We start from the raw sequence: 21709 nt of genomic DNA on the forward strand, positions 1-21709 counted from the left end.
AATGAAAACGATCTGTCTTGTAGGGGGAAAGCTCCAGGGCTTTGAAGCTGCGTACCTCTCTAAGAAAGCCGGAATGAAAGTAGTTGTGATAGATAAAAACCCACAGGCCCTTATAAGGAATTACGCTGATGAGTTCCACTGTTTTAACGTAATAAATGAACCGGAAAAACTCTTCGAGATCTCAAAAAGTGTTGACGCTATATTACCGGTAAATGAAAACCTTGAATGTATAGAGTTCCTGAGTTCCATAAAAGAGAAATTCTCCTGCCCGGTACTCTTTGATTTTGAGGCTTACTGGATCAGCAGGGATAAGAAAAAATCAAAAGACTACTTTGCGTCCATAGGAGTCCCGACCCCCCAGGACAAACCATCGGAGCCGCCTTATTTTGTAAAACCTCCCTGTGAAAGCAGCAGTGTGGGAGCCAGGATCATCTATGATAAAGAGGAGCTTGGAGAGCTTGAGCCAGGCATGCTGATCGAAGAGTATGTGGAAGGGGAAGTGGTGTCCCTTGAAGTTATAGGAGACGGAAACCATTTTGCCGTTGTAAAGGAAACCCTGATCCATATTGACGGGACCTATGACTGTCATATGGTAACCCCTCTTCCTGCTGACCCTTCCTTCAGGGAGATATCCTATTCCCTTGCAGCAAACCTGTCCTTAAAAGGGATTATGGATGTGGAAGCAATTTCCGGCCCCCGGGGGCTGAAAGTAATCGAAATAGATGCCCGATTCCCGAGCCAGACCCCAACTGCGGTTTATTATTCTTCAGGGGTTAACCTCATAGAACTCCTGTTCCATGCCTTTGTAGAGGGCGTTGAAGAGATCAAAACCCTTCCTGAAGACAGATACTGCATTTACGAACATCTCATGCTTGCAGAAAATGGAGCCTTTGTCCCTGTGGGAGAACAGGTACTTTCCATGGGCAGTGATTACGGAAAATATTATGAAGAGCCTGGCATTGAGATTTTCCTGTGCAAAGGAGAGACCCCTGTATTCACCCTGGTCTTCTGGGGCAAAGATAAGGAAGAAGCCGAAACAAAAAAGAGAACAGGGCTTTTGATACTGAGAGACCGCTTCGGAGCGGCTGTGTAAAAAGAGAAGAGTTTTTCAAAAACAGAAAAGGGAGATATAAAAATGGCACTTTTAACCCCAGAAGACCTGGAGAACATTAAAAGACAGCTCCAGGAAGCTGATTCTGCTGTCAGGAGAGTTACAGGGCTTGACATAAAAGGAGTTTGTAAAGCCCTCTACGGCACAACCTCGGGTTTTGAAACCGTAGGTATTGTGCCCGTGACCTCCGGAAATGGGATCATAGGAAATTTCTCGGCATCTCTGCATGCAATTGTGGAGTATTTCGGATTTGACAGTTTTGTCACGGAAATGCCCGACGTAAGCGGCTACTATGAGGCGGTGCAAAACGGCGCAGAGATTATCCTGATGGCAGATGACCACACCTTCCTTGCCCATAACCTTACAAACGGAAAAATCGCAAACAATCAGCCCTGCACAGGCATGATTTATGCGGAGATTGCGTCCCTTTACACGAAAGCGGATTCAAGAGACGTGCTTGTTGTGGGCCTGGGAAAAGTCGGTTTTCCGGGAGCTGCACACCTTGTGCATAAAGGGTTCAATGTTTACGGATACGACGCTGACAAAAACCTTCTTAATAAAGCTATCTCCAAACTTGGGATTACTTCCTTCGACCCCGAAACTCCAAGAAAGTTCTCCATTATTTTCGAAGCTACCCCCTGTGCGGATACAATTCCCGAAGCCGTGCTTTCGGAGAAATGCATAATTTCTACCCCGGGAATTCCCTGTGCAATTTCGGCGGAACTTCAACAGAAATATGATGTGGAACTTGTAATGGAACCTCTCGGGATAGGAACGGCATCCATGCTGTATTCTATCCTGTAAAAAAGTTAAAGAAAAGAGTGGGAAAATAAATCCCACGAATCTTATTTTGCTCCCGAATTGCGAGTCGGGATCCCGCGGTCCTTTTCGCTACGCTCAAGAGGACTAAAGGTAAAGAAAAAAGTGGGAAAATAAATCCCACAACTTATTTTGTCCCTTTGATGCGGAGTTTGGTGATGTCGATGGCGTCTTCGGGGCAGACGCTGACACAGCGGCGGCAACTTGTGCCAAGGCATTTCTGGCTGTCGTATTTTGCGATTCTTTTGCCGTCGGTTTCGACGATTTCGAGGGCGTCTTCAGGGCATTCTTTTACGCATTTCTTGCAGTAGATGCACTTCTCTACAGGGACTTCGAGGATTATGCCTATTTCTTTGAGGATGGCAAGCCCGCCGACTCCTACCTGCTCTATATCCTTACTAACCCGCTTTTCGATGTCAGCGTGTTCCAGGGTTTTCGGGAGTTTGGGCAGACCGTAGAGTTCAAGCATCTGGTCGTACATTTCGAGGGGCATACCCTGGGTCCAGTAGGAGAGTTCGCAGAGATAGAAGTTATTGAAGGTCTCGCTGGTTGCCATCATGAGGTGGTCGGCAGTGATCTTTTTTGCAATCTCGATAACATCATCAAGCCTGGACCTGTTCAGTACAAGTTCCCTTGCAAGGGCAAGCGAGGTGTTTCCGAATTGTACGATTTTTTTGGCATAACCCGGTGCTGCTCCGAGCCTGCGGGCAGCTTCAGCGTCTACATAAGCTCCGGAAGCCCCTGACATGTATGCATACTCAAGGTCTTCATACTTTATTCCGGACTCCACGATAAGGGTCATGTGAGCTGCACGGATCGCCCCTATGGCTTTTCCGGCTTCTTCCACGTCCTTTTCAGTGATTTCAATTCCAGGGCCAAGAATCAGCTTCCCGTTGGGAAGTTTCGGAGATTTTGTAATCAGCCCGCTTCTCATGGCCAGGGAAAAAGCCGAGATGACGCCGGTACCTGTGATGCCCACGGCCTCAACCCCATAGGACTCCTTAATCTCGCCGGTGACCGGACTGATAAGGTAAGCGTCCTGCTTTTCCATCTCCTTATCAAGGACTATAATTTTCCAGTACTCACCCTCGGGTTTCACATCACAGATTGCCCCTGGGCTTGCAAGCATTCCGGAACTTATACCCTGCCCTTCAATGGCAGGGCCTGCGGCAGCGCTTGCCGTGATAATCCTGTCCCCGACCTTCAGGGCCATTTCGGCGTTTGTCCCGTAATCGGTAACCAATGCAGGTTCGGTCTGGATAAGGAAATCAGTTTCCAGCATCATGGCAAGGGCGTCGGCTCCGATCTCATGCCTGATTGCGGGGGGCACGATGACTTCACAGTTAGGCAGGTCCGTATCCCCGAAAAGCTCGGAGGCGGGAAACACGCGGGCATCTCTCTTTACATCCTGGACTCCGAGCATTTTCTGCTTGTTTTCCCCTGCGTATGCCAGATCCCTGATTTCTATGTTCTGGAAAAGGGAAAGCTGGATAGGGTTTCCGCAGACTGCAAGTCTTTCTACTTTAGAAAGGTCTGCATCGAATTTCAGGAACATTCTCCTGATAGTTTCGATAATTACTCCATGAGCCACATCCTCACCTGTTGTGATTGCAAAATCCAGGTGGTCCATGACATTTCCTCCGGGGAGAGGATGACCCATGGTTATGACTGTTTTTAAGGTTTCATTCGTTTCAAGATCAATAAGCTGGGCTCTAAAACCGCTGGTACCCAGGTCAAGTGCTATTCCGTACATTTTTATGATCCTCCTGAATTATGCATAATCTTGAGGCATCCGGCACCATGGACTGCCCCATAAAAATATGAGATAATATTGAGTTTCAAGTCTAATCCGACAAGGGATCTAATCCGATACTGCACGGGAGTTCAATGTTTTTATAACATAAGGATTATATAAACTGTTGCTATATGTTTGTATATCGCCTGCTGGCAGAACTTTAATTATAGTTATTTTTTACAGATATAACTGATTATAAATCCATCATATATAATATTTTCAATATGAAATCCCACACTTTTAAGTAAGCCCTCCATAATCCAGTCCAGTGTTGAAAATTCTTCTCTTATGTGGATTTCCGTTTCTTCAGCAATTTTATCCCCTGCAGAGTTCTTCAGATCAGTTATAATGTTAGCAAAGAAGCTATCATAATCCGGGATCTGTGAAGGGAACACTACATCACGTAAATAGAATTTTCCATCTTCCTTTAACATACCATAAAGTCTTTTCAGAGCTATCATTTTCCAATAGTCAGGCAGGTGATGTAAAGCTAGCTGGGTAATAATAACATCAAATGGATCACCATGGTTTTCATAGGTTAGAAACCCCGCATTATAAAAATGGACTTTTGTTTTGTTCTGGCTTTCTGCCTTTATTCTTGCAAAGTCTATCATCATTTTCGAAACATCAATAGCTACAACCTTTTTGCAATAAGCAGAAATATTGAGTGCTAATTCTCCTGTCCCCGTCCCGATTTCAAGAACTGAATCACTGTTATTTATTCCAAGAAGCTCCCTAATACTGTTAGATTCCTTTTCAATGTCTCTCAATCTCTGCATATGTAAATCGTAAGCACGTACTTCTTCAAGATCTGTATAATCTACCCCAACCTGTTTGAACTCATTATAATACCATCCTGGATATTGCCTCATAACTACTCCTCAGTTGCCCATTTAGTAAGAAAATTCCATAACTGTCTGTATGTAACTGTCCGTATAAAAACAGCAAGTATGTTAATTATTGCTGAAAACCAGATTAAAATGATGGGGAAAACAGACTGCCAAAACAATATTAATTTTTAAAAAAATCTACACCTAAAATATATGCTTTTTCTAAGTTTGACCTTTTTATAAAATCATTATTGTTTGCCATGCCACCCAGTATTTCCATTTTCACATCTGTAAAGCCAACATTCTTTAAACGGTCTTTTAGCATAATGCAACGCATACTTTGAGCAATTCCGGTTTCTTCAAGGTATTCAACCGTATGACCGGCAGTACATATCACCAATGCTTTTTTTGGTGCAATAAAAGACTTTCTTCCTGCTTTTTCATCATAAAAATAAGCGTAACCATTTGTCCAGACTCGATCAAACCAACCTTTTAATATGCCGGGACAATCACTCCACCACACGGGATAAATAAACGTTATTGCATCAGATCTTTGTATTTTTTCCTGCTCTTTTTTGACGTCATCGGGAACTGGCATCAAGGTCGTACGACTCATCTCATGTGTATACTGGCCTATATCCAATTCACATTTAAAATTCATTTCGTAAAGATCGCCTATTTCAAAAGTGTTACCTGATTCTTTTACACCCTTTAGAAAATAATTTAGAACTTCATAAGTAAAAGAGTGTTTGCTGGGATGGGCATAAACAACATAAAGATGCATTCATTTTCCCTCTTCAATTGATTATCCCTGGATTCGTCTCCTCCAAATGCTGGCTTTCAACTTTTTAAGGCCTCTGACAAATAACCTATTAATAACTCTTTATTTGGAATTAAATAGACATGCTCCCATGTGAAAATTATTTAATGCGCTCTCATTGGTCATCGGTAAAGGAATTTTCTTGCCTGATGGCTATCGATTTTGTACCAGAAGGCTGCCTCAAATTTTGCCAGATGTACCTAAAATAGAATAGACAATATTTCATTGCGAATCATTATCAACCCTGCGCATACCAAATTGTTTGCTGAATGATACTGTGGTTACTATTCCTCAGTAGTTGGCTGCCTTCCAGGAAACCTCAAAAACAGCAAAAGGTCTGATTCGGCCTTCAATAATTCGTCATCATCAACCTGTTTTAGCCTTATGAAAACCGACAAAACGTATATTAACGCCGTGAATCACCAGATATTTAAGGTTATCCATCAAATATGCACAAATAAAACAAATTTAGTTGTTTTGAGAGAATTTCCAACTAGTATAAACGGTTTAATTGATAACTTTTTATAATATAATATTTAATTAAGGGATAATAATACATATTTATATATAGTAGGCTTTTTGATAATTAGCGCTGTCTATATAACTTAGAGAGGGATTATAGATGACAGAATACACACCAAAAGAAAGATTATACCGTGCATTAAGGAAACAGCCAGTGGACAGAATGCCCGCAGTTTGTTTCACCCAGACCGCAACTGTCGAACAGATGGAAGCATGCGGAGCCTTCTGGCCCGAAGCCCATGCAGATGCAACAAAAATGGCAACCCTTGCAGAAGCAGGACACACAGTAGTTGGTTTTGAAGCCGTGAGAGTCCCCTTCGACATCACAGCCGAAGCAGAACTTTTTGGCTGCGGAATAAAGGCCGGCGACCTGAAGCAGCAGCCGTCTGTGATCAAACACGTTGTCAAGAACCTGGAAGACATAGAAAAGCTCAGGGAATACAACCTGAATGAAGGCAGAATTGGACAGGTACTCGAAGCCGTCAAGATCCTTTCCGAAAAATACGGAAAAGAACTCCCCATTATCGGTTCTATGATCGGCCCCTTCTCCCTTGCCCAGCACCTCAATGGAGACGCCTGGTTCGGAAACCTTTTCACCGGAGAAGAAGTTGTCCCCGCACTCCTTGACTTCTGCTCGGACTTCAATATAGCATACGCAAAAGCTATGGCTGAAAACGGAATGGACACCCTGGCCATCATCGACCCCACAGCAAGCTACGAACTCATCGGCGGGGAATTCTACGAAAAGTATGCCCTCCCCTACCAGAAGAAGATCGTTGATGCAATGAAGGAACTCGACATAGCTACAGTCCTCCACATCTGCGGAAACACCACCAATGGTCTTTCGATCATGGAAAAGACCGGTGTGGAAGGTATCAGTGTTGACCAGAGGGTTGACATCGCAACCGCAAAAGGTAATGTGGAAAACGCACTCATCGTCGGAAACCTCGACCCGGTAGCCGTACTCTGGAACGGAACCCTTGAGGACATCGCAGCAGCATCAAAGAAGGTACTCGATGCAGGAGTCGGACTACTCTCCCCAGGATGCGGGATTGTAAGCATGACCCCTACTGCCAACCTCCAGAAAATGGTTGAGTGTGCCAAAAACCACAAGTACTGAGTACAAGTACGGGACTTAAGTACTGAACTTGAGTACCGGACTAAAAATAACAATAAGAAATAGACATGCCGGCTCCAAAGCCGGATTCACTTTTTTAGCTTCACTTTATTATAATTTACCTGTATTCGACCTGGAAAAAGGTTGCATTTTGCGTATTCAGCTCTCGATTTCTCAGGAAGATTGCTCCAATTCTGCTCCAGTTCACATGTGCTGGGCCAGAGTTAGTATTTAAGGTTTTCTTTTGAAACAATATGTCGCTTAAATGTATTTGAAAGCCAGAGACCCCATTTATTGAGGCGAATCGGGGGGTTAGCAAATACGTACTATATATAATTTTCTATTTTTAATCCCGTTGTAAGCATTTCAGGAAAAAAAGGGACGAAAAGTACAGATTTTGGGCGCTACAATCTGAAAACCCCTCACTTAAAATTTTCTGTTATAAGATATAATAAAGAAATATAGTGTTTATTTATATACTATAATTCCCATCTTTTATTCTAGGAAATTGTACCTGAATTCTCAGGACAATTCCATGCAGTTCCAGCAGGTATACTGTTGGGAAATTTGGGATATGAGTTGCTAATTCGACTGGGAAATAAGCAAATTTGCAGTCTCCAGCAAATAAATTCCCCGGTAACAATGTCAGGAGAAAGGAAATTATTCACGAAGAGTCTGGACTTTATTCAGGCAAGAAATGGCAAATGACAGTGAATAATTTTGATTTTAGACAATAAGGAAAATACCGCAAAGGAATCACCTCACGCCTGATGGCTCAAATATAAGGCGTAAGGGATTTGCAATATCAATGAGAACCCCATGCAAACGCCTATTTTGGTTAGCGTAGCTTGGGCTCATGATTGAGCATAGACACGTGTTCAAGTATATAAAGCTTTGCGATAAGATCAGTTGTCTACGAGGCATTGTACCCCCCAACGATACCGCACAGAACAGCGAGTTCAATGGAGGTTTAAACAAAAATGGCAAACCAAGAGATTTTTGATAAGTTACGCGATGCGATCGTAAATCAGAACATCGCAGGCACTGCACAGTTATCTAAGGATGCCCTGGCTGCAGGAATCCCAGCCATTGATATTATTACAAAGGGCCTTTCCGTTGGAATGAAGATCATCGGAGAAAAGTTTGAAGCCGCCGAGATTTTCCTGCCCCAGATTATGATGTCTGCAAAAGCAATGAATAATGCAATGGAAGTTCTTACTCCTGAACTCGAAAAGACCAGGAAAGAAGGAGAAGAAACAGGACTTGCCATCACCTTTGTTGCAGAAGGAGATATCCACGACATCGGACACCGCCTTGTCACCACCATGCTCGGAGCAAACGGGTTTGAGATCCTTGACCTCGGAACCGATGTCCTTAATGAAACCGTTGTGGAAGAGGCTGCAAAGCACAAGGGCAAAAAGGTTATCCTTGTAGGCTCAGCCCTTATGACCACCTCGATGCTCGGCCAGAAAGACCTCATGGACAGACTCAAGGAAGAAAACCTCAGGGACAGCGTAAAGTGCATGTTCGGAGGAGCCCCGGTATCTAAGAAATGGATTGAGGAAATCGGTGCGGACGCAACCGCAGAAAACGCTGCAGAAGCTGCAAAAGTTGCAATTGATGTAATGAAATAATCCTGAGGAGGCCGAAAAAAATGACATTCAGAAAATCATTCGATTGCTACGAATTTTACGACAGGGCAAAAGTAGGGGAAAAGTGCACCCAGGACGACTGGGACCTTATGAAGATCCCCATGAAGACAATGGAGCTCAAGCAGAAGTATGGGCTTGACTTCAAAGGAGAGTTTGTCCCTACAGACAAAGACATGATGGGAAAACTCTTCCAGGCAGGATTTGAGATGCTGCTTGAGTGTGGTATTTACTGTACAGACACCCACAGGATCGTAAAGTACACTGAAGACGAAATCTGGGACGCAATCAACAACGTCCAGAAGGAATTCACCCTCGGAACCGGCAGGGACGCAGTCCGTGTCTCCAAGAGAAGTGTCGGTGACAAGAAGAAGCCGATCATCCAGGGTGGTCCTACCGGGTCCCCGATCTCCGAAGAAGTCTTCATGCCTGTCCACATGAGCTATGCCCTGGAAAAGGAAGTAGACACCATTGTAGACGGTGTTATGACCTCGGTCCGCGGAAAGTCCCCTATACCCGGCAGCCCCTATGAAGTCCTGGCAGCAAAGACCGAAACCAGGCTCATCAAACAGGCAGCAGCAATGGCCGGCAGGCCCGGAATGGGCATATAGGGCCCAGAGACTTCCCTGTCCGCTCAGGGAAATATTGCATCTGACTGCTATGGCGGCCAGATTGCCTCAGACAGCCACGAAGTCTCCCAGCTCAACGAACTCAAGATAGACCTCGATGCAATCGCAGTTATCGCCCACTACAAAGGCAACAGCGACATCATCATGGACGAACAGATGCCCATTTTCGGAGGGTACGCAGGCGGCATCGAAGAGACCACCATCGTGGACATTGCAACTCACCTCAATGCTATCGTCATGAGCAGCGCAAGCTGGCACCTTGACGGTCCTGTCCACATCCGCTGGGGATCCACCAACACAAGGGAAACCCTCACAATCGCAGGTTGGGCATGCGCAACCATCTCCGAGTTCACAGACATCCTCTCCGGGAACCAGTACTACCCCTGCGCAGGACCATGTACCGAGATGTGCCTCCTCGAAGCCTCTGCTCAGTCCATGACTGACACCGCATCTGGCCGCGAAATTCTCTCGGGTGTCGCAGCCGCAAAGGGTGTCGTAACCGACAAGACCACAGGTATGGAAGCCAGGATGATGGGAGAAGTAGCAAGGGCAACCGCGGGAATGGAAATCTCCGAGGTCAACAAGATCGTCAGCAAACTCGTGCCCCTCTACGAGAAGAACTACGCAAGCGCCCCGGCAGGAAAGACCTTCCAGGAATGCTACGACGTAAAGACCATTACTCCAACAGAAGAATACGTCCAGGTATACAACTCTGCAAGAAAGCAGCTTGAAGACCTCGGGCTTGTATTCTAAGTCTGAATTTTATTTCAAAGATCCAGAAAGCCAGCGAGTTTCTCGCTGGCTAATTTTTTTTAACAATTCAGGCGAAACCCTTATAAAGATACACTACTAATTATATGGCAAAATTTTCATGAATAGGTGACCGAATGCAAAAAATCCGTGTATAAAAAAACATAGGGGGATATGAAAATGGATATGTGGACTGTTATAAATGGACTGATATATCTCCTGGCTTTTGGATTGATGGGCTGGGTTTTGCTGGACGCCAGCAAGATTTCGAAAAAAAGGGGCTGAAACAACATGTCTGAAAACCATGAATCCGGCAGCTTAGTCAAGACTTTGCGGCCTTTCCATGTATGGGCCCTCGGAGTCGGGATCGTGCTGGTCGGGGAATACATGGGCTGGAACTTCACCGTCGCAAAAGGAGGAGTTCTGGGATCCCTGCTTGCCATGCTGGTTGCAGGAACCATGTATGTTATGATTTCCCTCTGTGCCAGTGAACTAGGATCTGCAACCAAGCTTGCAGGAGGACCTTATGATTGGGCAAGGCTCTTTGTAGGACCCGGGGCAGCCGCCAGTGTGGGCCTTGCGGTGTACATGGAATACATCGCCCTTGAGGCGGCAGACGCCATTGTAGTCGCATTCATCGCACAGAGCATCTTCCCGGAGTTGCAGGTTTTCCCTGTAACACTGCTTGTTATTGCACTTTTGACCTTCATCAATTACCGGGGCGTCGTTGCAGCTCTAACCCTTAACTTCTTCCTGACCATGATCGCTTTCATTGCAATAGTGATCTTCTTCTTTGCAACCGCTTTTGGTGCAGTAGACATCCACCCCGAATACCTTTTCCAGGGGGCTTTGCCAAACGGCATGATAGGCCTCTTTGCAGCTCTGCAATTCGGGCCGTGGTTCTACCTGGGTATAGAAGGAGCGGCGATGTGTGCCGAAGAGTGCAAGCACCCCTCAAGGGCAGTGCCTCTGGGACAACAGGCCGGAATGATCACCCTGCTCATAGGAGCAGCAATGACTCTCTACCTCTGTTCAGTGCTGATTCCTACGGATATGCTGGGCGTTTCCGTGTATCCGCTCTTTGAAGCAGCCCAGAACAGTGGTGTGTTTCTCTTCATTGCTGCCCTGGGACTTGGGACATTCCTGACATGTATTGCCAGTGCCAACGGCTGCGTTTGTGACTCATCACGCTCCTGGTTTGCACTTTCCAGGGACCACTATGTATCTTCCTGGTTCTCGGCAGTACACCCAAGGTACAACACTCCTTACAGGGCTGTGATCTTCACAATGCCTGTTGCAATCGGATTTGCCTTTAGCGGATTCCTGGACCAGGTTATTACCTTCTCCATTATCTCGGGACTGCTCTGTTATGTCCTGATCCCATTCTCCCTGATCCGCTTCAGGAACCTCTTCCCGGAAACAACAAGCAAAGTGCGCCCCTTTGTAGGTCCTCTGCAGCCCTTCATCGCCTACTTTGCAATCGCAATCGCAATCACGATCCTTTCAACCCTCTTCTGGGGCTACAAGTATAACCTGATCTTCGGGTTTGTGTTCTACGGCATTGCTTACTTCTACTTCAGCCACAAACACAAGACTTCCACGGCAGAAAACAACTGGGCTGAAATGGGATGGCCCGCACCTAAAGGATCGGAAATTGCGAGGACAGGAAAGGAGGTGATGGGTGTTGACGAATAACCCGGCAATGGAAAGCAAATACCACAGCAAACTGAACGGAGACACCGCCCTTATCATGGGAATGCTTGCCCTGCTGATAGGGGTGGAAGGATTTGTCCTTTACAGGATCCTTTCCGAAACCTGGGAGATTGCTGGAAACTTTTTCTATCTCTATGTGATCTTCGTAGGTCTGGTGGTTGTAATCGAGGCAATCGGCTGTCTGAGTGTGCGTAAATCGATAAAGAACCACATGTTCGAGTTCAGGTACTACGATTGAGGAGGCAGAAAAAATGGCAGAAAAAAGCTTAGTTGCAGAGGTTTTTGACATCGTATTTATCTTTGTCCTGGCCTTCGCCTGCGTAGTTGTCCCCACGGTACTCCAGGGAGCAGTACTTGTTTCCTGGGGAGAAGGCGGTGCAGGGATAGGCTTTGTCTGGGACCCTGTAGGTTTCTTCAGTTTCTTGCTGGTAATAATTGCTTTCTTTGTTGTGATTCTCTATCACTCGGTAAAGCATTACAGGTACTGAAAGGGACTGAAAATACTAAAAGAGATTGCAAAAAAAATTTAATAAGAAGTCTGCCTGAAAAATGAAGTAAGGCAGACAATACTTTTTAAAATCAGGCAGAATATTTCGTTTTTTAATGCAACTATAATTCAATTCTGCCGCATGAGTATGATCTCCCTGAAAAGAGGGGTTATTCAGGGAGAAATGGAGGGATTTTTGTGGATTTTTACCAGAAGACCCGAATCCGACTTCTGCTCGAGGGAGTACCGGCTCAGAACCCTCTATAGAGAGTACAGGCACACCATGCAGATGTATCCTGAATCTCAGGTCTGTACCTCATTTAGAAAGTATACTCGAACCCCTAAACTCCTGAGAAGCATGGGCTTCTGGCCCATTTACAATAAAAGATTTAAACTTATCCTATATATAATTTGCTGATCCGATTTCAATTAAAGGAATATAATATATATAGTTTGGCATTTTATGGAAACATGCGACAGAATCATTTATATATTAAATAGGGGAGATGATTAAATGGAGGGAAAGTTATAAAAGGGCATGTATCACATCTGAAACAAATTCAAAGAAGATAGGAAAAAAGGTTTGATTATAAAATAAATCAGGAGAATGTAGAAATTAGTTTTTCGAGCTGGATTCTCTCGCTGGTAGCGCCTGTAAGTCTGGCATCGGTTTCTGAGATTTTAACAATAAGGCGAGCAATATCCGCATCGTTTTCTCCTGAGTCTATAAGAGCTTCGGTAAGCCCTTCAAGGATATCGGTCCCCGAGAGACCTTTTTCAATAATTAGTTCATCTATGAGCTGACGCCCTCTGGAGAAGTCCCCTGCAAGAGCCGCATCAAACAGTTCATCTACAGTTTCATCCCTACCTTTCATGGTAGCTTCATACACGATTTCTCCCGTAATTTCAGCACCTTCTACCCCCAGAGCAGCAAGCTGGAGAATCTGGACAGCTCTTGCAACGTTCCCTTTAGCTAGATAAAGAATCGCGTCAAGTGCACCGCCGGAAAGTTTCAGCTTTTCAGCAAGGGTGATTTTCTCAAGATGAGTTTTCAGGAGAAAATCCGGCACATATGAAAAAAAGACCTGGAGACCCCTTGACCGGAGGGGAGAAATGAGTTTTGAAGGTTTTGTAGTGGAAAGAATAAACCTGCAGGTTGCACTGTACTTTTCCATGATCCGCCTGAGAGCGTGCTGTGCATCTGAGCTCAGGGATTCTGCATTATCGACATAGATTATCTTGTAATCAGCATCAATAGAAGCCATTCCGGCATATTCATTAATAATTTCCTTAAAAATATCTATTACGCTTTTGTAGATTTTTTTCGGATCATCTGTACCCAGAATACGGACAAAACGTTTGTCCCGTACGAGATAACGTTTTCCCTGATCGAAAAAGTCCGAGGCATTGAAATATACAAAGTTGTTTTTCCAGGTATCTCCATAGAGCTGTCTGGCAAGGGCAAGAGAAGCCGTTGTCTTCCCTGAGTTTTCAGGGCCGTAAAAAATAAGGTGGGGCAGGGTCCCTGACTGTGCCAGTTCGGAAAGCGTTCTTACAGCATGTTCGTTTCCGAGCAGTCCTTCAAGGGCATCTGCCCTGTATTTTAGAGTCCAGAGATCCTGCATTAATCCACCTTGCTTTTCAGTTTTTGAATACTCAGTTGTTCAGGGATTTTATCTTTTCCCAGGTACTCACTCAGTTAAGCCTTCGCTTTCCGAGGTGCCGTTTCCATCTGCCTCAAGAAGTTCCTTGATAACCACACCGTAAACAGGTCTTGCAATAACCACACCAATGAAAACACCAATGATAGTGGTGATGGCAAATCCCTTCAGGGCTCCGAAGCCCATGACTACCAGAGGAGACATGGCAATGATCGTTGTGGCGGCTGCTCCGAAAATGATTGCGAAGGCTTTTCCGATCCTGGAAAGGAAGACCTTTGTTGGTGGGAGTTTGCCTTCGTAAAGCACCTCGTCTGTGATAATCACAAGGTGGTCAATACCTGTCCCTATTGCGGCAATTATACCTGCAATTGCTGCAAGGTCAAGCTGCCAGCCAATGGCTGCTGCAACTCCAAGGATCATAATGACTTCACTAACGGAAGTCCCGACCATTGGCACCAGGATTTCAGGCCTCCTGTACCTGCGGAAAACAACTGCAGCAACTGCTATCAGGGATAGCAACCCTGCTATGACTGCTTCGGTTTTGAACTGTTCTCCAAGGGATGCATCAACGTGCCCTGAACCTACAAGCACCACGTTTACAGGAAGAGCCCCTGCCCTGAGGTGAATCTGGAGCGCTTCGGCTTCAGTCTTGGCTGCCTCATCAGTGCCTGTGGAAGCCTCCCAAGAATATATAGGAGTTTCTTTCAGCCGGGATGCTGCAGAGTAACTGAGGGGAGCTCCGTATATCTTGTTTTCATCCAGATACATGTTCAGGTAGTGAGCCTCCGGATTTTCTGTAGCCCCGGTCTCAATTGCAACTTTCTGGAGAGCCCTTGCTCCGTCTTCCTTCAGGGTAAACGGAGTGTGCCACTGATTATCGTGGTAAGTCGGAATCCCCACGCTTACAATGGAATCTCCGTAAAGAACATGCTGGGTTTCATTTCCTGTAGTCTGTATGCGGATCTCAAATTTACCAGGCTTTTCAGCAATATCCTTTGCCTTTGCAAGGTCGATGCCTGCAAAATCAATGAGGATATAGTCTTCTCCGACAGTCCTGACAGGAATGTCTTTCAAGCCAAGCGAGTTAAGTTTGTCATTCAGGATATCTCTGGTCAGGTCCCTTGTTTCGGTGCTGACTCCTTCTTTATATGTCGAGGTCCCGTCTTTATTCTTGAGGATTGTCCCTCCGACTTTATCCATAAGGGCTGAGAGCTCTTCTTCTGAAGCTTCAGTCCGGATTTCATAGACAATACCATCTTCGGTACTTATCGGAAGCACTTCTGCATCAAAAGCTTGTGAGAGGTAAGCCTGGATGAGAGCTTCTTTACTGGTAGTGAGCGTTACCTGGGTCGTTTCCTGGTTCAGCCTATCAACGCTTACACTGCCAAGATTCAGAAGCTCAAGTTGTGTTGCACTAACCGGAACGGACGTTGTGAATTTGATGGATCTTTCGGATGAACTCACTCCACCGACGTCCAGATTGCTATCTGTGATCTTGATAGGAGCACCAATGACAGGTTCTACCATTTGGCTGACTATCATTCCCGGATCTGCATCTACCTGGGCGAGAGCTCCCTGCAATTTGATCTGAAGCCAGGAACCACCTTCAAGGTCAAGCCCGTAGTTCAGGTTAGTGGTAACCCCTTCTTCAGAATTATAACCCGGGTGGATAACCACGATTGAGGCAAGTATGGCAAGTATGAAGATGATAACTCTTACATTTTTAAAGAGGCTTTTTTTATCGCTCATCTGTTATACCTCCCTCTGAATTCAGGTTTCGTCACATACCACCGCAGGACCCCGGTGTTGAGAAGCCAGGTGTTCATAATATCTGCAGCAAGCCCCACCATCAATACAATTGAGATTTGCGAAAGCAGAGTAATCTGTGTGAATGATGGAATTATCAGGTAAAGGTAAGTTGAAACCGCATACATAACCACAAGGGCTGCAAGGGTTGTTGTGGTCATGGTAATCCCTGTCTGCATCGCCCTTGAAACCTTTTCTTCCACCGTACCCCTGCGCTTGAGTACCCTGTTTGTTAGCAAAATGTCACTGTCTACGGAATAACCGATGAGCATAAGCAGAGCTGCAACCGTTCCGAGGGAAAGGTCGATCCCTGCAACCCGCATAAAAGCAGCGGCAATTATAATGTCCGAAAATGCAGAGAGCACCACTGCAAAAGAAGGTATAACACTCCGGAAGATAAGGAAAACCACAATGGACATTCCTATAAAGGATATAATAATTGCCTGAAGAGCCTGAACCTGCAGTTCCTGGCCGTAAACGGGTCCTATCTGTTTGATTTCCACGTTAGAATAGCGGCCCATTACATCTTCTTCAAGCTTGCGCTGTTCTTCATTATCCATAACCCCGAACTGTATGATAACCCTGCTTCCGGCCTGCCGGGCATCCTTGAGGGGATAAGAAGAGTACATTTCTTCAAGCATAGCGGGGGAATCGGTTGTCTCTACCGAAATCTGGGTACCGCCCTGGAACTCCATTCCCAGGGTTACCGGCGACCCGCTGCTTGCAAAGGAAACCAGCAGCACAACTAAAGAAACTGCAAGTACTGCAAGGGGGATTGCCAGCAACTGGCGATTATCGTGCTTTTTCACGAAATTATCTAAAAATTCGGTCAAACCTGTTGCCATAATTAAATACTCCGGATGAATGCATCTATTTTTTCGAACTTATCCGAGCTTATTTTATCCGGATCTATAATCCGGAAAACATTCAGAGTCATAACACGGAAGTGTCCAGATTTACATTCCAGAACCATCCAGAATTATCGTCCGGAACGTGCATGGTAACTTGAAATTATCAGCCCTTTTCGAACTATGGTTCCGGGAAGAAAGGTTTCACATTCCATATAGTGTAAATAAGTTGATCCGTTTTAGTTCTATATACTATACATTATATTAATTATTCCTCGAAAAACAATTATTTCTCTATATAGCGTTAATTCATTTCATTTAAAATTTATTGTCAAAAGTGGTACAAGTTCTAACGTTACAACTATATATACCAGTTACTGTTCATTAAAAATAATGACGAAAAGACCTTCCCTTGACGAATATTTCCTTGAAATCGCCTTCGTGGTAGGCAAACGAGCAACCTGCCTCCGCAACAATGTAGGGGCCGTAATTGTCCGGGATAAACGCATTCTTTCAACCGGATATAACGGAGCTCCAAGTGGTATGGAACACTGCCTTGAGACGGGATGTATCCGGGATCTAGAAAAGATTCCCTCAGGCACGCGGCATGAGAAGTGCCGGGCAGTGCACGCGGAGCAAAACGCCATTATCCAGTCCGCAATCCATGGGGTCAGCATTGCCGGAGCAACCATTTACTGTACGCACCAGCCCTGCATTCTGTGTGCAAAAATGATCATAAACTCAAACATCAAAAGGGTAGTATATTCAACACCTTATCCTGATACCGATTCCCTGGTTTTCTTCAGGAGCGCAGGGGTGGAAGTGGAACATATACCCTTTGAGCTGAAAAATGAGAATGTAAACGGGGAATAAAACCGCAGTCCCGAAAACATTTTCATTCAGATCAGTTCATTCAATTCATTCAATTCATTCAATTCATTCAATTCTTTTTCTGCAGGCAACGAAGCCCTTTTTTGATAATATCCATATCTTCAGGGCGGTATGTCTCGTTTATAGACGTATTCCCTTCGCAGTAATAATCAAGCCCGCGAATGATTACAACAGGAATCCCACCTGCCCCTTCCCCCATCAAAAGGTTGGCAGCACCTGCAAGCTCATCAGCAACTGCTTCTTCTGTAATCTCAAGGATTTTGCCGAAAAGGTCCTTTTCCCCTACCCAGCGTTTGATGGGTTTTATTTTGTAAATCCCTATAGAAACTCCGGTCTGTCCGATTTTGAAAGCTCTTCCGTTTGTGTCCGTAATAATGACACTTATTTCTTTCCCGCTAAGTCTTTCAAGCTTTTCTCCGAGTTTTGAGGCACTGGCGTCCGGATATTCAGGAGGGTAGAGCAAAAATCCGTGCTCAATATTGGACTCGTCAACCCCTGCGTTTACACAGGTGTGTCCTGCAAGTGTTGTCACAAGCATGAAAGGCGCCTCAACAAAGACTTCCTTGCTCCTGGCAAGGACAGCCTGAATGAAGCGTGCGTCTTTCCCTGTCCGGGCTGCGACCTCAAGAGCCTGTTCTCCGGGGGTGATATCTTCGAGCCTGAAGATTTCCCCTTCGGCTTTTGCAACAATGGTTGAGGCAATAATAACAATGTCTCTGTCCTGAAGTTCAATCCTCTCACAGATGAGGGAGGGCAGATCGTCCCCTTTCTGTATAAGGGGAATATTTTCTACGGCAATGGCTTCAAATTTCAAGAGGCTTCCTCAAGATTTTAAAATGATAAGATATCGAGTAAGAAGATTTTTTAATAAGACATTTAATAAGATTTGTAATGTCGGGCTCTGGTTAGAATGATAAAATCTGATTTCTTAAAATCAGATTGATTTCACCGAATTATGGAAACAATCCTGTAAACGAATAATTTACAGCAGTAAAGGCAGTAACCATAAATAAGACCACCGATATACTGAGTTTCGCGGCGATGATGAGAGTTACCCCAGCTGAGCAAAAAATGATGAGAACAATTTCCTGATGCCGCACTTTTCACTTTATTTTCCGGTTTATTTTGATTTCCGGTTTATTTTGATTTCCGGTTTATTTTGATTATCGGTTTGCCTTATCTTTAGATTCTTTTGCTTGTATTAATCGATTTTCAATCTTATCCCGCTTAAATATCACCCAGTTTCAAGGCAAATTGAGAATTTTTATCTAGCTTGCAAACCAACGCCTTAAGGGGTGTTAAGTATGAGCCAGTATGACCTGAATGAAATCATACAGAAAATCAAAGAAAAAAGCCCTTTTGATTTTAAAGAACATCACCGGGGCAAACCTCGAGCCTTAAGAGTTATTGTAAGCAAACTGTACTATTCCCTGGACTATGAAAATGAGCCCCAAGCAACCCGGGAAAAAATAACTCAACTTCTCCTTTACCATGGGCAATTCAGCAGGAAAGAGATCGATGAAATATTCCAATCATCAGCAAAGGAAACAACTTCTTATTCAAGAGAATTCCTGAAAAAACACCCTGAGGTTGCAATGGCCGAAGCCCGGAAAAGTAAGGAGTTTCCAGATGAAGATGAGGGAGAAGAAGGAGAAAAAACTAGGGAAATAAAATACATCTTTCCGCACTATGCCTGAACCTCAATGAAAAATGTTTCCTGAAAAAATAACAAAAAATCGAAAATAAAATCAGGAAAAATTAACTGGAAAAATAGCAAAAATAACAGGCGAACTAGCCATAGAGAAGCAAAAGTAAAAGGCTGCGAGTTTTTTCGCAGTCCCTCTTAATTCAGATCTGAATTCATACTATAGTAGAGTTTACCTTCCTTTTTTGGAATGGTCACTCAATTTCGATCTTCTTTTTCGGCTCTTCAATTTTCGCTTTTGGAAGCGAAATTGTCAGGACACCGTTTTCTATTTTTGCAGTAGATCCTTCCTCCCTGACACTTGCGGGCAGGCGGACAGCACGATAAAATTGTGTATATGCTCTTTCTCTGCGCAGGTATCCTTCTTCTTCGGATTCCTTTTCCCTGCCGGACTTTGCGCTGATCTCAAGCATATCTTCTTTGAGATTAACCTCAACGTCTTCTTTATTAATCCCTGGTAGGTCTGTGGTGACCAGGAGTTTGTCTTCTTCCTCTTTGATGTCAATGGCAGGAGTGTATACTTTTCCGCCCCCCCATTCTTCCATGGGCATGAAGTCTTCAAACAGCTGGTTCAGACGCTCCTGTGTCCTTCTGATTTCTTCAAAAGGATCCCAGCGTGCGGGTCCTGAAAATGATCTTTTAGCAGGCCATTTCATCTTATATTCCCCCTTAAGTAAAAAAATAATGCAGATATGTAGTGCTATTTTGAATATATTGAGAAAGGATATATACGTTTTCTTAGATAATTTCACCAAAATGTATGGAAAAAGAAGAAACTGAAAAGTAAAATTAAATAAAATTGAATAAAATTGAATAAAATTAAATAAAATTAAATAAAAAATGATAGAAAAAAAATCTCCGAAAAACCGATTAAGCGGAATTTCCAGAGAAATTAAAAGGATTCAGGTCTGAAAACCAGTAACAAATATTATAAAGAGCCTGAATAAAGGGTATCTTAACCTTTCACTAGCATTCCTATCAGGTCTGAGGCTTTTACCAGACCCATCGAACCATTTTTGACCGATTCCTCATCAAAGGTTTCCACCCCATCCGAATCAGCTTTATCAGTTCTGTAAACCGCAAACGGAATAGGATCCCTTGTATGGGTCTTTATTGAGACCGGAGTAGGATGGTCGGGCAGTACAAGAATCGTAAACGGTTCATCTGAAGCTTCGGCATGTTTGAGAATAGGACCGACTATCCGGCTATCAAAGTCTTCAATTGCCTGTAGTTTTTTATCAATGCTTCCTTCGTGCCCTGCCTCGTCAGGAGCTTCAACGTGAACGAAGATAAGATCCCTGGTCTTCAGGGCTTCAATAGCTGCGCTGGCTTTTCCTTCATAATTGGTATCCAGATAACCGGTTGCTCCTGGAACTTCAATTACATCCAGCCCTGCATAGATTCCAATGCCCTTGAGCAAATCCACTGCTGAAATGATAGCTCCTTTTTTCTCGTAAAGTTCCTGAAAAGACGTAAACTTCGGGGCATAACCCTGTCCCCAGACCCAGATGGAGTTTGCCGGATTTTTTCCTTCCTGTACTCTTTTCAGGTTAACAGGGTGCAGTTCCAGAACAACCGTAGATGCCTCAATCAGTCCTGAAAAAAAATCTCCGTCTTTTCCTCTGGGAAGATAACTATCCTTTCTTTCTCCTGTGATATCATGCGGAGGCGTACATTCCGTTTCTGCTCCCAGGTTATTCCCGGCAACAATAAGGTGCCTGTAACTTATGCCCGGATAGAACCTGACTTTCTCGGTCCTGAGTTCGGAATCAAGTGTATCGATCAGGATCTTTGCTTCATCGCTGCTTATATGCCCTGCACTGTAGTCTTTTATAGTCCCATTTTCTATGGTAATAAGATTGCACCTGAAAGCCACATCATCAGCTGCAAGAGCCACTCCCATGCTCGCAGCTTCCAGAGGAGCCCTTCCTGAGTAATAGACTGCCGGATCGTACCCGAGAATTGACATATTTGCAACGTCGCTTCCGGGAGGAAAACCATCGGGCACGGTCTGTGCAAGTCCGGTTTTTCCGCGCGCGGCAATGGAATCCATCGCAGGTGTTCGAGCTGACTGTAGAATAGTCCTGCCACCCAGTTTCTCTATCGGGTAATCCGCCATTCCGTCTCCTATAAGTATGGCATATTTCATTGCGTCACCTTTTTCCAACTGCTTTACCCTTTCATCTTACAGATAAAATATATCACTTTCTACCGAATACCTGCTAAGGTATTTTTCTGGCATCTGCCAGCAAGCTTTTTCTGCCGTTCCTAACACTTCAATTCTTATACCCATTTACACAAACATTATAATATAGTATCCATATCCTATACACGACAGGTTCTCAGCGTAAAAGATATTAAGCAGCAGGAGAGCCGGAGCATGCTGTTCTTTACAGGCAGGATTATATATAAAGAAGCGACCTGTAAGCGTAACAGGATTTATTTCAGAGTTTCTCAAAGTATATAATTAGTGCTAATGTCAGATTATAATTAATGCTAATGTCAGATTAGCTGAATACTGATCAGGATGGTCAAAATTAGTTAACATCAAAATTG

19 protein-coding genes and 1 pseudogene are annotated in these 21709 nt (G+C 44.4%); 11 read left to right on the forward strand and 9 right to left on the reverse strand.

Annotated features, from left to right (window positions below; all coding sequences use genetic code 11):
• Nucleotide 1 precedes the first annotated feature (1 nt).
• Entirely contained in the window at nucleotides 2-1093 is a 1092-nt protein-coding gene (gene pylC, locus EO98_RS11525) for a 3-methylornithine--L-lysine ligase PylC (RefSeq protein ID WP_048136950.1), read from the forward strand.
• Nucleotides 1094-1135: 42 nt separating this feature from the next.
• Nucleotides 1136-1915, forward strand: coding sequence for a 3-methylornithyl-N6-L-lysine dehydrogenase PylD (pylD, locus tag EO98_RS11530; protein WP_048136952.1), 780 nt, complete (start codon nucleotides 1136-1138; stop codon nucleotides 1913-1915).
• A 142-nt stretch (nucleotides 1916-2057) separates the two neighbouring features.
• Here pylD and EO98_RS11535 read toward each other — a convergent pair whose 3' ends face one another.
• From EO98_RS11535 to EO98_RS11545, 3 genes are all read right to left on the reverse strand, one after another.
• Nucleotides 2058-3683 carry a methylamine methyltransferase corrinoid protein reductive activase gene (locus tag EO98_RS11535; protein WP_048136954.1) on the reverse strand — a complete coding sequence of 542 codons (1626 nt, stop codon included), beginning with the start codon at nucleotides 3681-3683 and terminating at the stop codon, nucleotides 2058-2060.
• Between the two features lie 212 nt (nucleotides 3684-3895).
• Nucleotides 3896-4597 (reverse strand): class I SAM-dependent methyltransferase, encoded by a 702-nt coding sequence (locus EO98_RS11540; protein ID WP_048136956.1) that lies wholly within the window; start codon nucleotides 4595-4597, stop codon nucleotides 3896-3898.
• A gap of 139 nt (nucleotides 4598-4736) precedes the next feature.
• Nucleotides 4737-5339 carry an NAD(P)H-dependent oxidoreductase gene (locus tag EO98_RS11545; protein ID WP_048136958.1) on the reverse strand — a complete coding sequence of 201 codons (603 nt, stop codon included), beginning with the start codon at nucleotides 5337-5339 and terminating at the stop codon, nucleotides 4737-4739.
• Nucleotides 5340-5997: 658 nt separating this feature from the next.
• Here EO98_RS11545 and mtbA point away from each other — a divergent pair.
• The 7 genes and pseudogenes from mtbA to EO98_RS19205 all read left to right on the forward strand — a co-directional run bounded on the left by mtbA (nucleotide 5998) and on the right by EO98_RS19205 (nucleotide 12660).
• Nucleotides 5998-7017: a methylcobamide:CoM methyltransferase MtbA gene (gene mtbA / locus EO98_RS11550; protein WP_048136960.1), complete on the forward strand. Its 1020-nt coding sequence runs from the start codon at nucleotides 5998-6000 to the stop codon at nucleotides 7015-7017.
• Between the two features lie 977 nt (nucleotides 7018-7994).
• Nucleotides 7995-8648, forward strand: a complete 654-nt coding sequence (locus EO98_RS11555) for a methyltransferase cognate corrinoid protein (RefSeq protein ID WP_048144042.1) — start codon at nucleotides 7995-7997, stop codon at nucleotides 8646-8648.
• A 20-nt stretch (nucleotides 8649-8668) separates the two neighbouring features.
• Nucleotides 8669-10045: pseudogene (locus tag EO98_RS18505) on the forward strand (monomethylamine:corrinoid methyltransferase).
• A gap of 288 nt (nucleotides 10046-10333) precedes the next feature.
• A complete protein-coding gene (locus EO98_RS11570) occupies nucleotides 10334-11737 on the forward strand; it encodes an APC family permease (RefSeq protein ID WP_048142584.1) in 1404 nt (467 codons plus the stop codon).
• Nucleotides 11724-11993: a hypothetical protein gene (locus tag EO98_RS11575; protein ID WP_048142586.1), complete on the forward strand. Its 270-nt coding sequence runs from the start codon at nucleotides 11724-11726 to the stop codon at nucleotides 11991-11993. Before EO98_RS11570 ends, EO98_RS11575 begins: the two co-directional genes overlap by 14 nt.
• Before the next feature lie 13 nt (nucleotides 11994-12006).
• Complete coding sequence (locus tag EO98_RS11580) at nucleotides 12007-12243, forward strand: efflux RND transporter permease subunit (protein ID WP_048142588.1); 237 nt, start codon at nucleotides 12007-12009, stop codon at nucleotides 12241-12243.
• Between the two features lie 147 nt (nucleotides 12244-12390).
• A complete protein-coding gene (locus EO98_RS19205) occupies nucleotides 12391-12660 on the forward strand; it encodes a hypothetical protein (RefSeq protein WP_156164123.1) in 270 nt (89 codons plus the stop codon).
• Between the two features lie 181 nt (nucleotides 12661-12841).
• On the opposite strand, the gene EO98_RS11585 is transcribed toward EO98_RS19205, so the two are convergent.
• The 3 genes from EO98_RS11585 to EO98_RS11595 form a co-directional block, all read right to left on the reverse strand.
• Nucleotides 12842-13867, reverse strand: coding sequence for an AAA family ATPase (locus tag EO98_RS11585; protein ID WP_048142590.1), 1026 nt, complete (start codon nucleotides 13865-13867; stop codon nucleotides 12842-12844).
• Between the two features lie 66 nt (nucleotides 13868-13933).
• A complete protein-coding gene (locus tag EO98_RS11590) occupies nucleotides 13934-15652 on the reverse strand; it encodes a preprotein translocase subunit SecD (protein WP_048142592.1) in 1719 nt (572 codons plus the stop codon).
• Nucleotides 15649-16554, reverse strand: coding sequence for a protein translocase subunit SecF (locus EO98_RS11595; RefSeq protein WP_048142595.1), 906 nt, complete (start codon nucleotides 16552-16554; stop codon nucleotides 15649-15651). The genes EO98_RS11590 and EO98_RS11595 overlap by 4 nt, the downstream gene beginning before the upstream one ends.
• 396 nt (nucleotides 16555-16950) lie before the next feature.
• Here EO98_RS11595 and EO98_RS11600 point away from each other — a divergent pair, with 396 nt between their 5' ends.
• Nucleotides 16951-17430 carry a cytidine/deoxycytidylate deaminase family protein gene (locus EO98_RS11600; RefSeq protein WP_048142597.1) on the forward strand — a complete coding sequence of 160 codons (480 nt, stop codon included), beginning with the start codon at nucleotides 16951-16953 and terminating at the stop codon, nucleotides 17428-17430.
• A 67-nt stretch (nucleotides 17431-17497) separates the two neighbouring features.
• Here the strand turns inward: EO98_RS11600 and EO98_RS11605 are convergent, their stop codons facing one another.
• Entirely contained in the window at nucleotides 17498-18262 is a 765-nt protein-coding gene (locus tag EO98_RS11605) for a coenzyme F420-0:L-glutamate ligase (RefSeq protein WP_048142599.1), read from the reverse strand.
• A gap of 490 nt (nucleotides 18263-18752) precedes the next feature.
• On the opposite strand from EO98_RS11605, the gene EO98_RS11610 reads away from it, so the two are divergent.
• Nucleotides 18753-19145, forward strand: a complete 393-nt coding sequence (locus tag EO98_RS11610) for a hypothetical protein (RefSeq protein WP_235283815.1) — start codon at nucleotides 18753-18755, stop codon at nucleotides 19143-19145.
• A gap of 202 nt (nucleotides 19146-19347) precedes the next feature.
• On the opposite strand, the gene EO98_RS11615 is transcribed toward EO98_RS11610, so the two are convergent.
• Nucleotides 19348-19809 (reverse strand): Hsp20/alpha crystallin family protein, encoded by a 462-nt coding sequence (locus EO98_RS11615; protein WP_048142603.1) that lies wholly within the window; start codon nucleotides 19807-19809, stop codon nucleotides 19348-19350.
• 299 nt (nucleotides 19810-20108) lie between these two features.
• Nucleotides 20109-21302 (reverse strand): cofactor-independent phosphoglycerate mutase, encoded by a 1194-nt coding sequence (locus EO98_RS11620; RefSeq protein WP_048142640.1) that lies wholly within the window; start codon nucleotides 21300-21302, stop codon nucleotides 20109-20111.
• Nucleotides 21303-21709: the final 407 nt, after the last annotated feature.

The organism is Methanosarcina sp. 2.H.T.1A.6, from assembly GCF_000979455.1.
Classification (GTDB): domain Archaea; phylum Halobacteriota; class Methanosarcinia; order Methanosarcinales; family Methanosarcinaceae; genus Methanosarcina.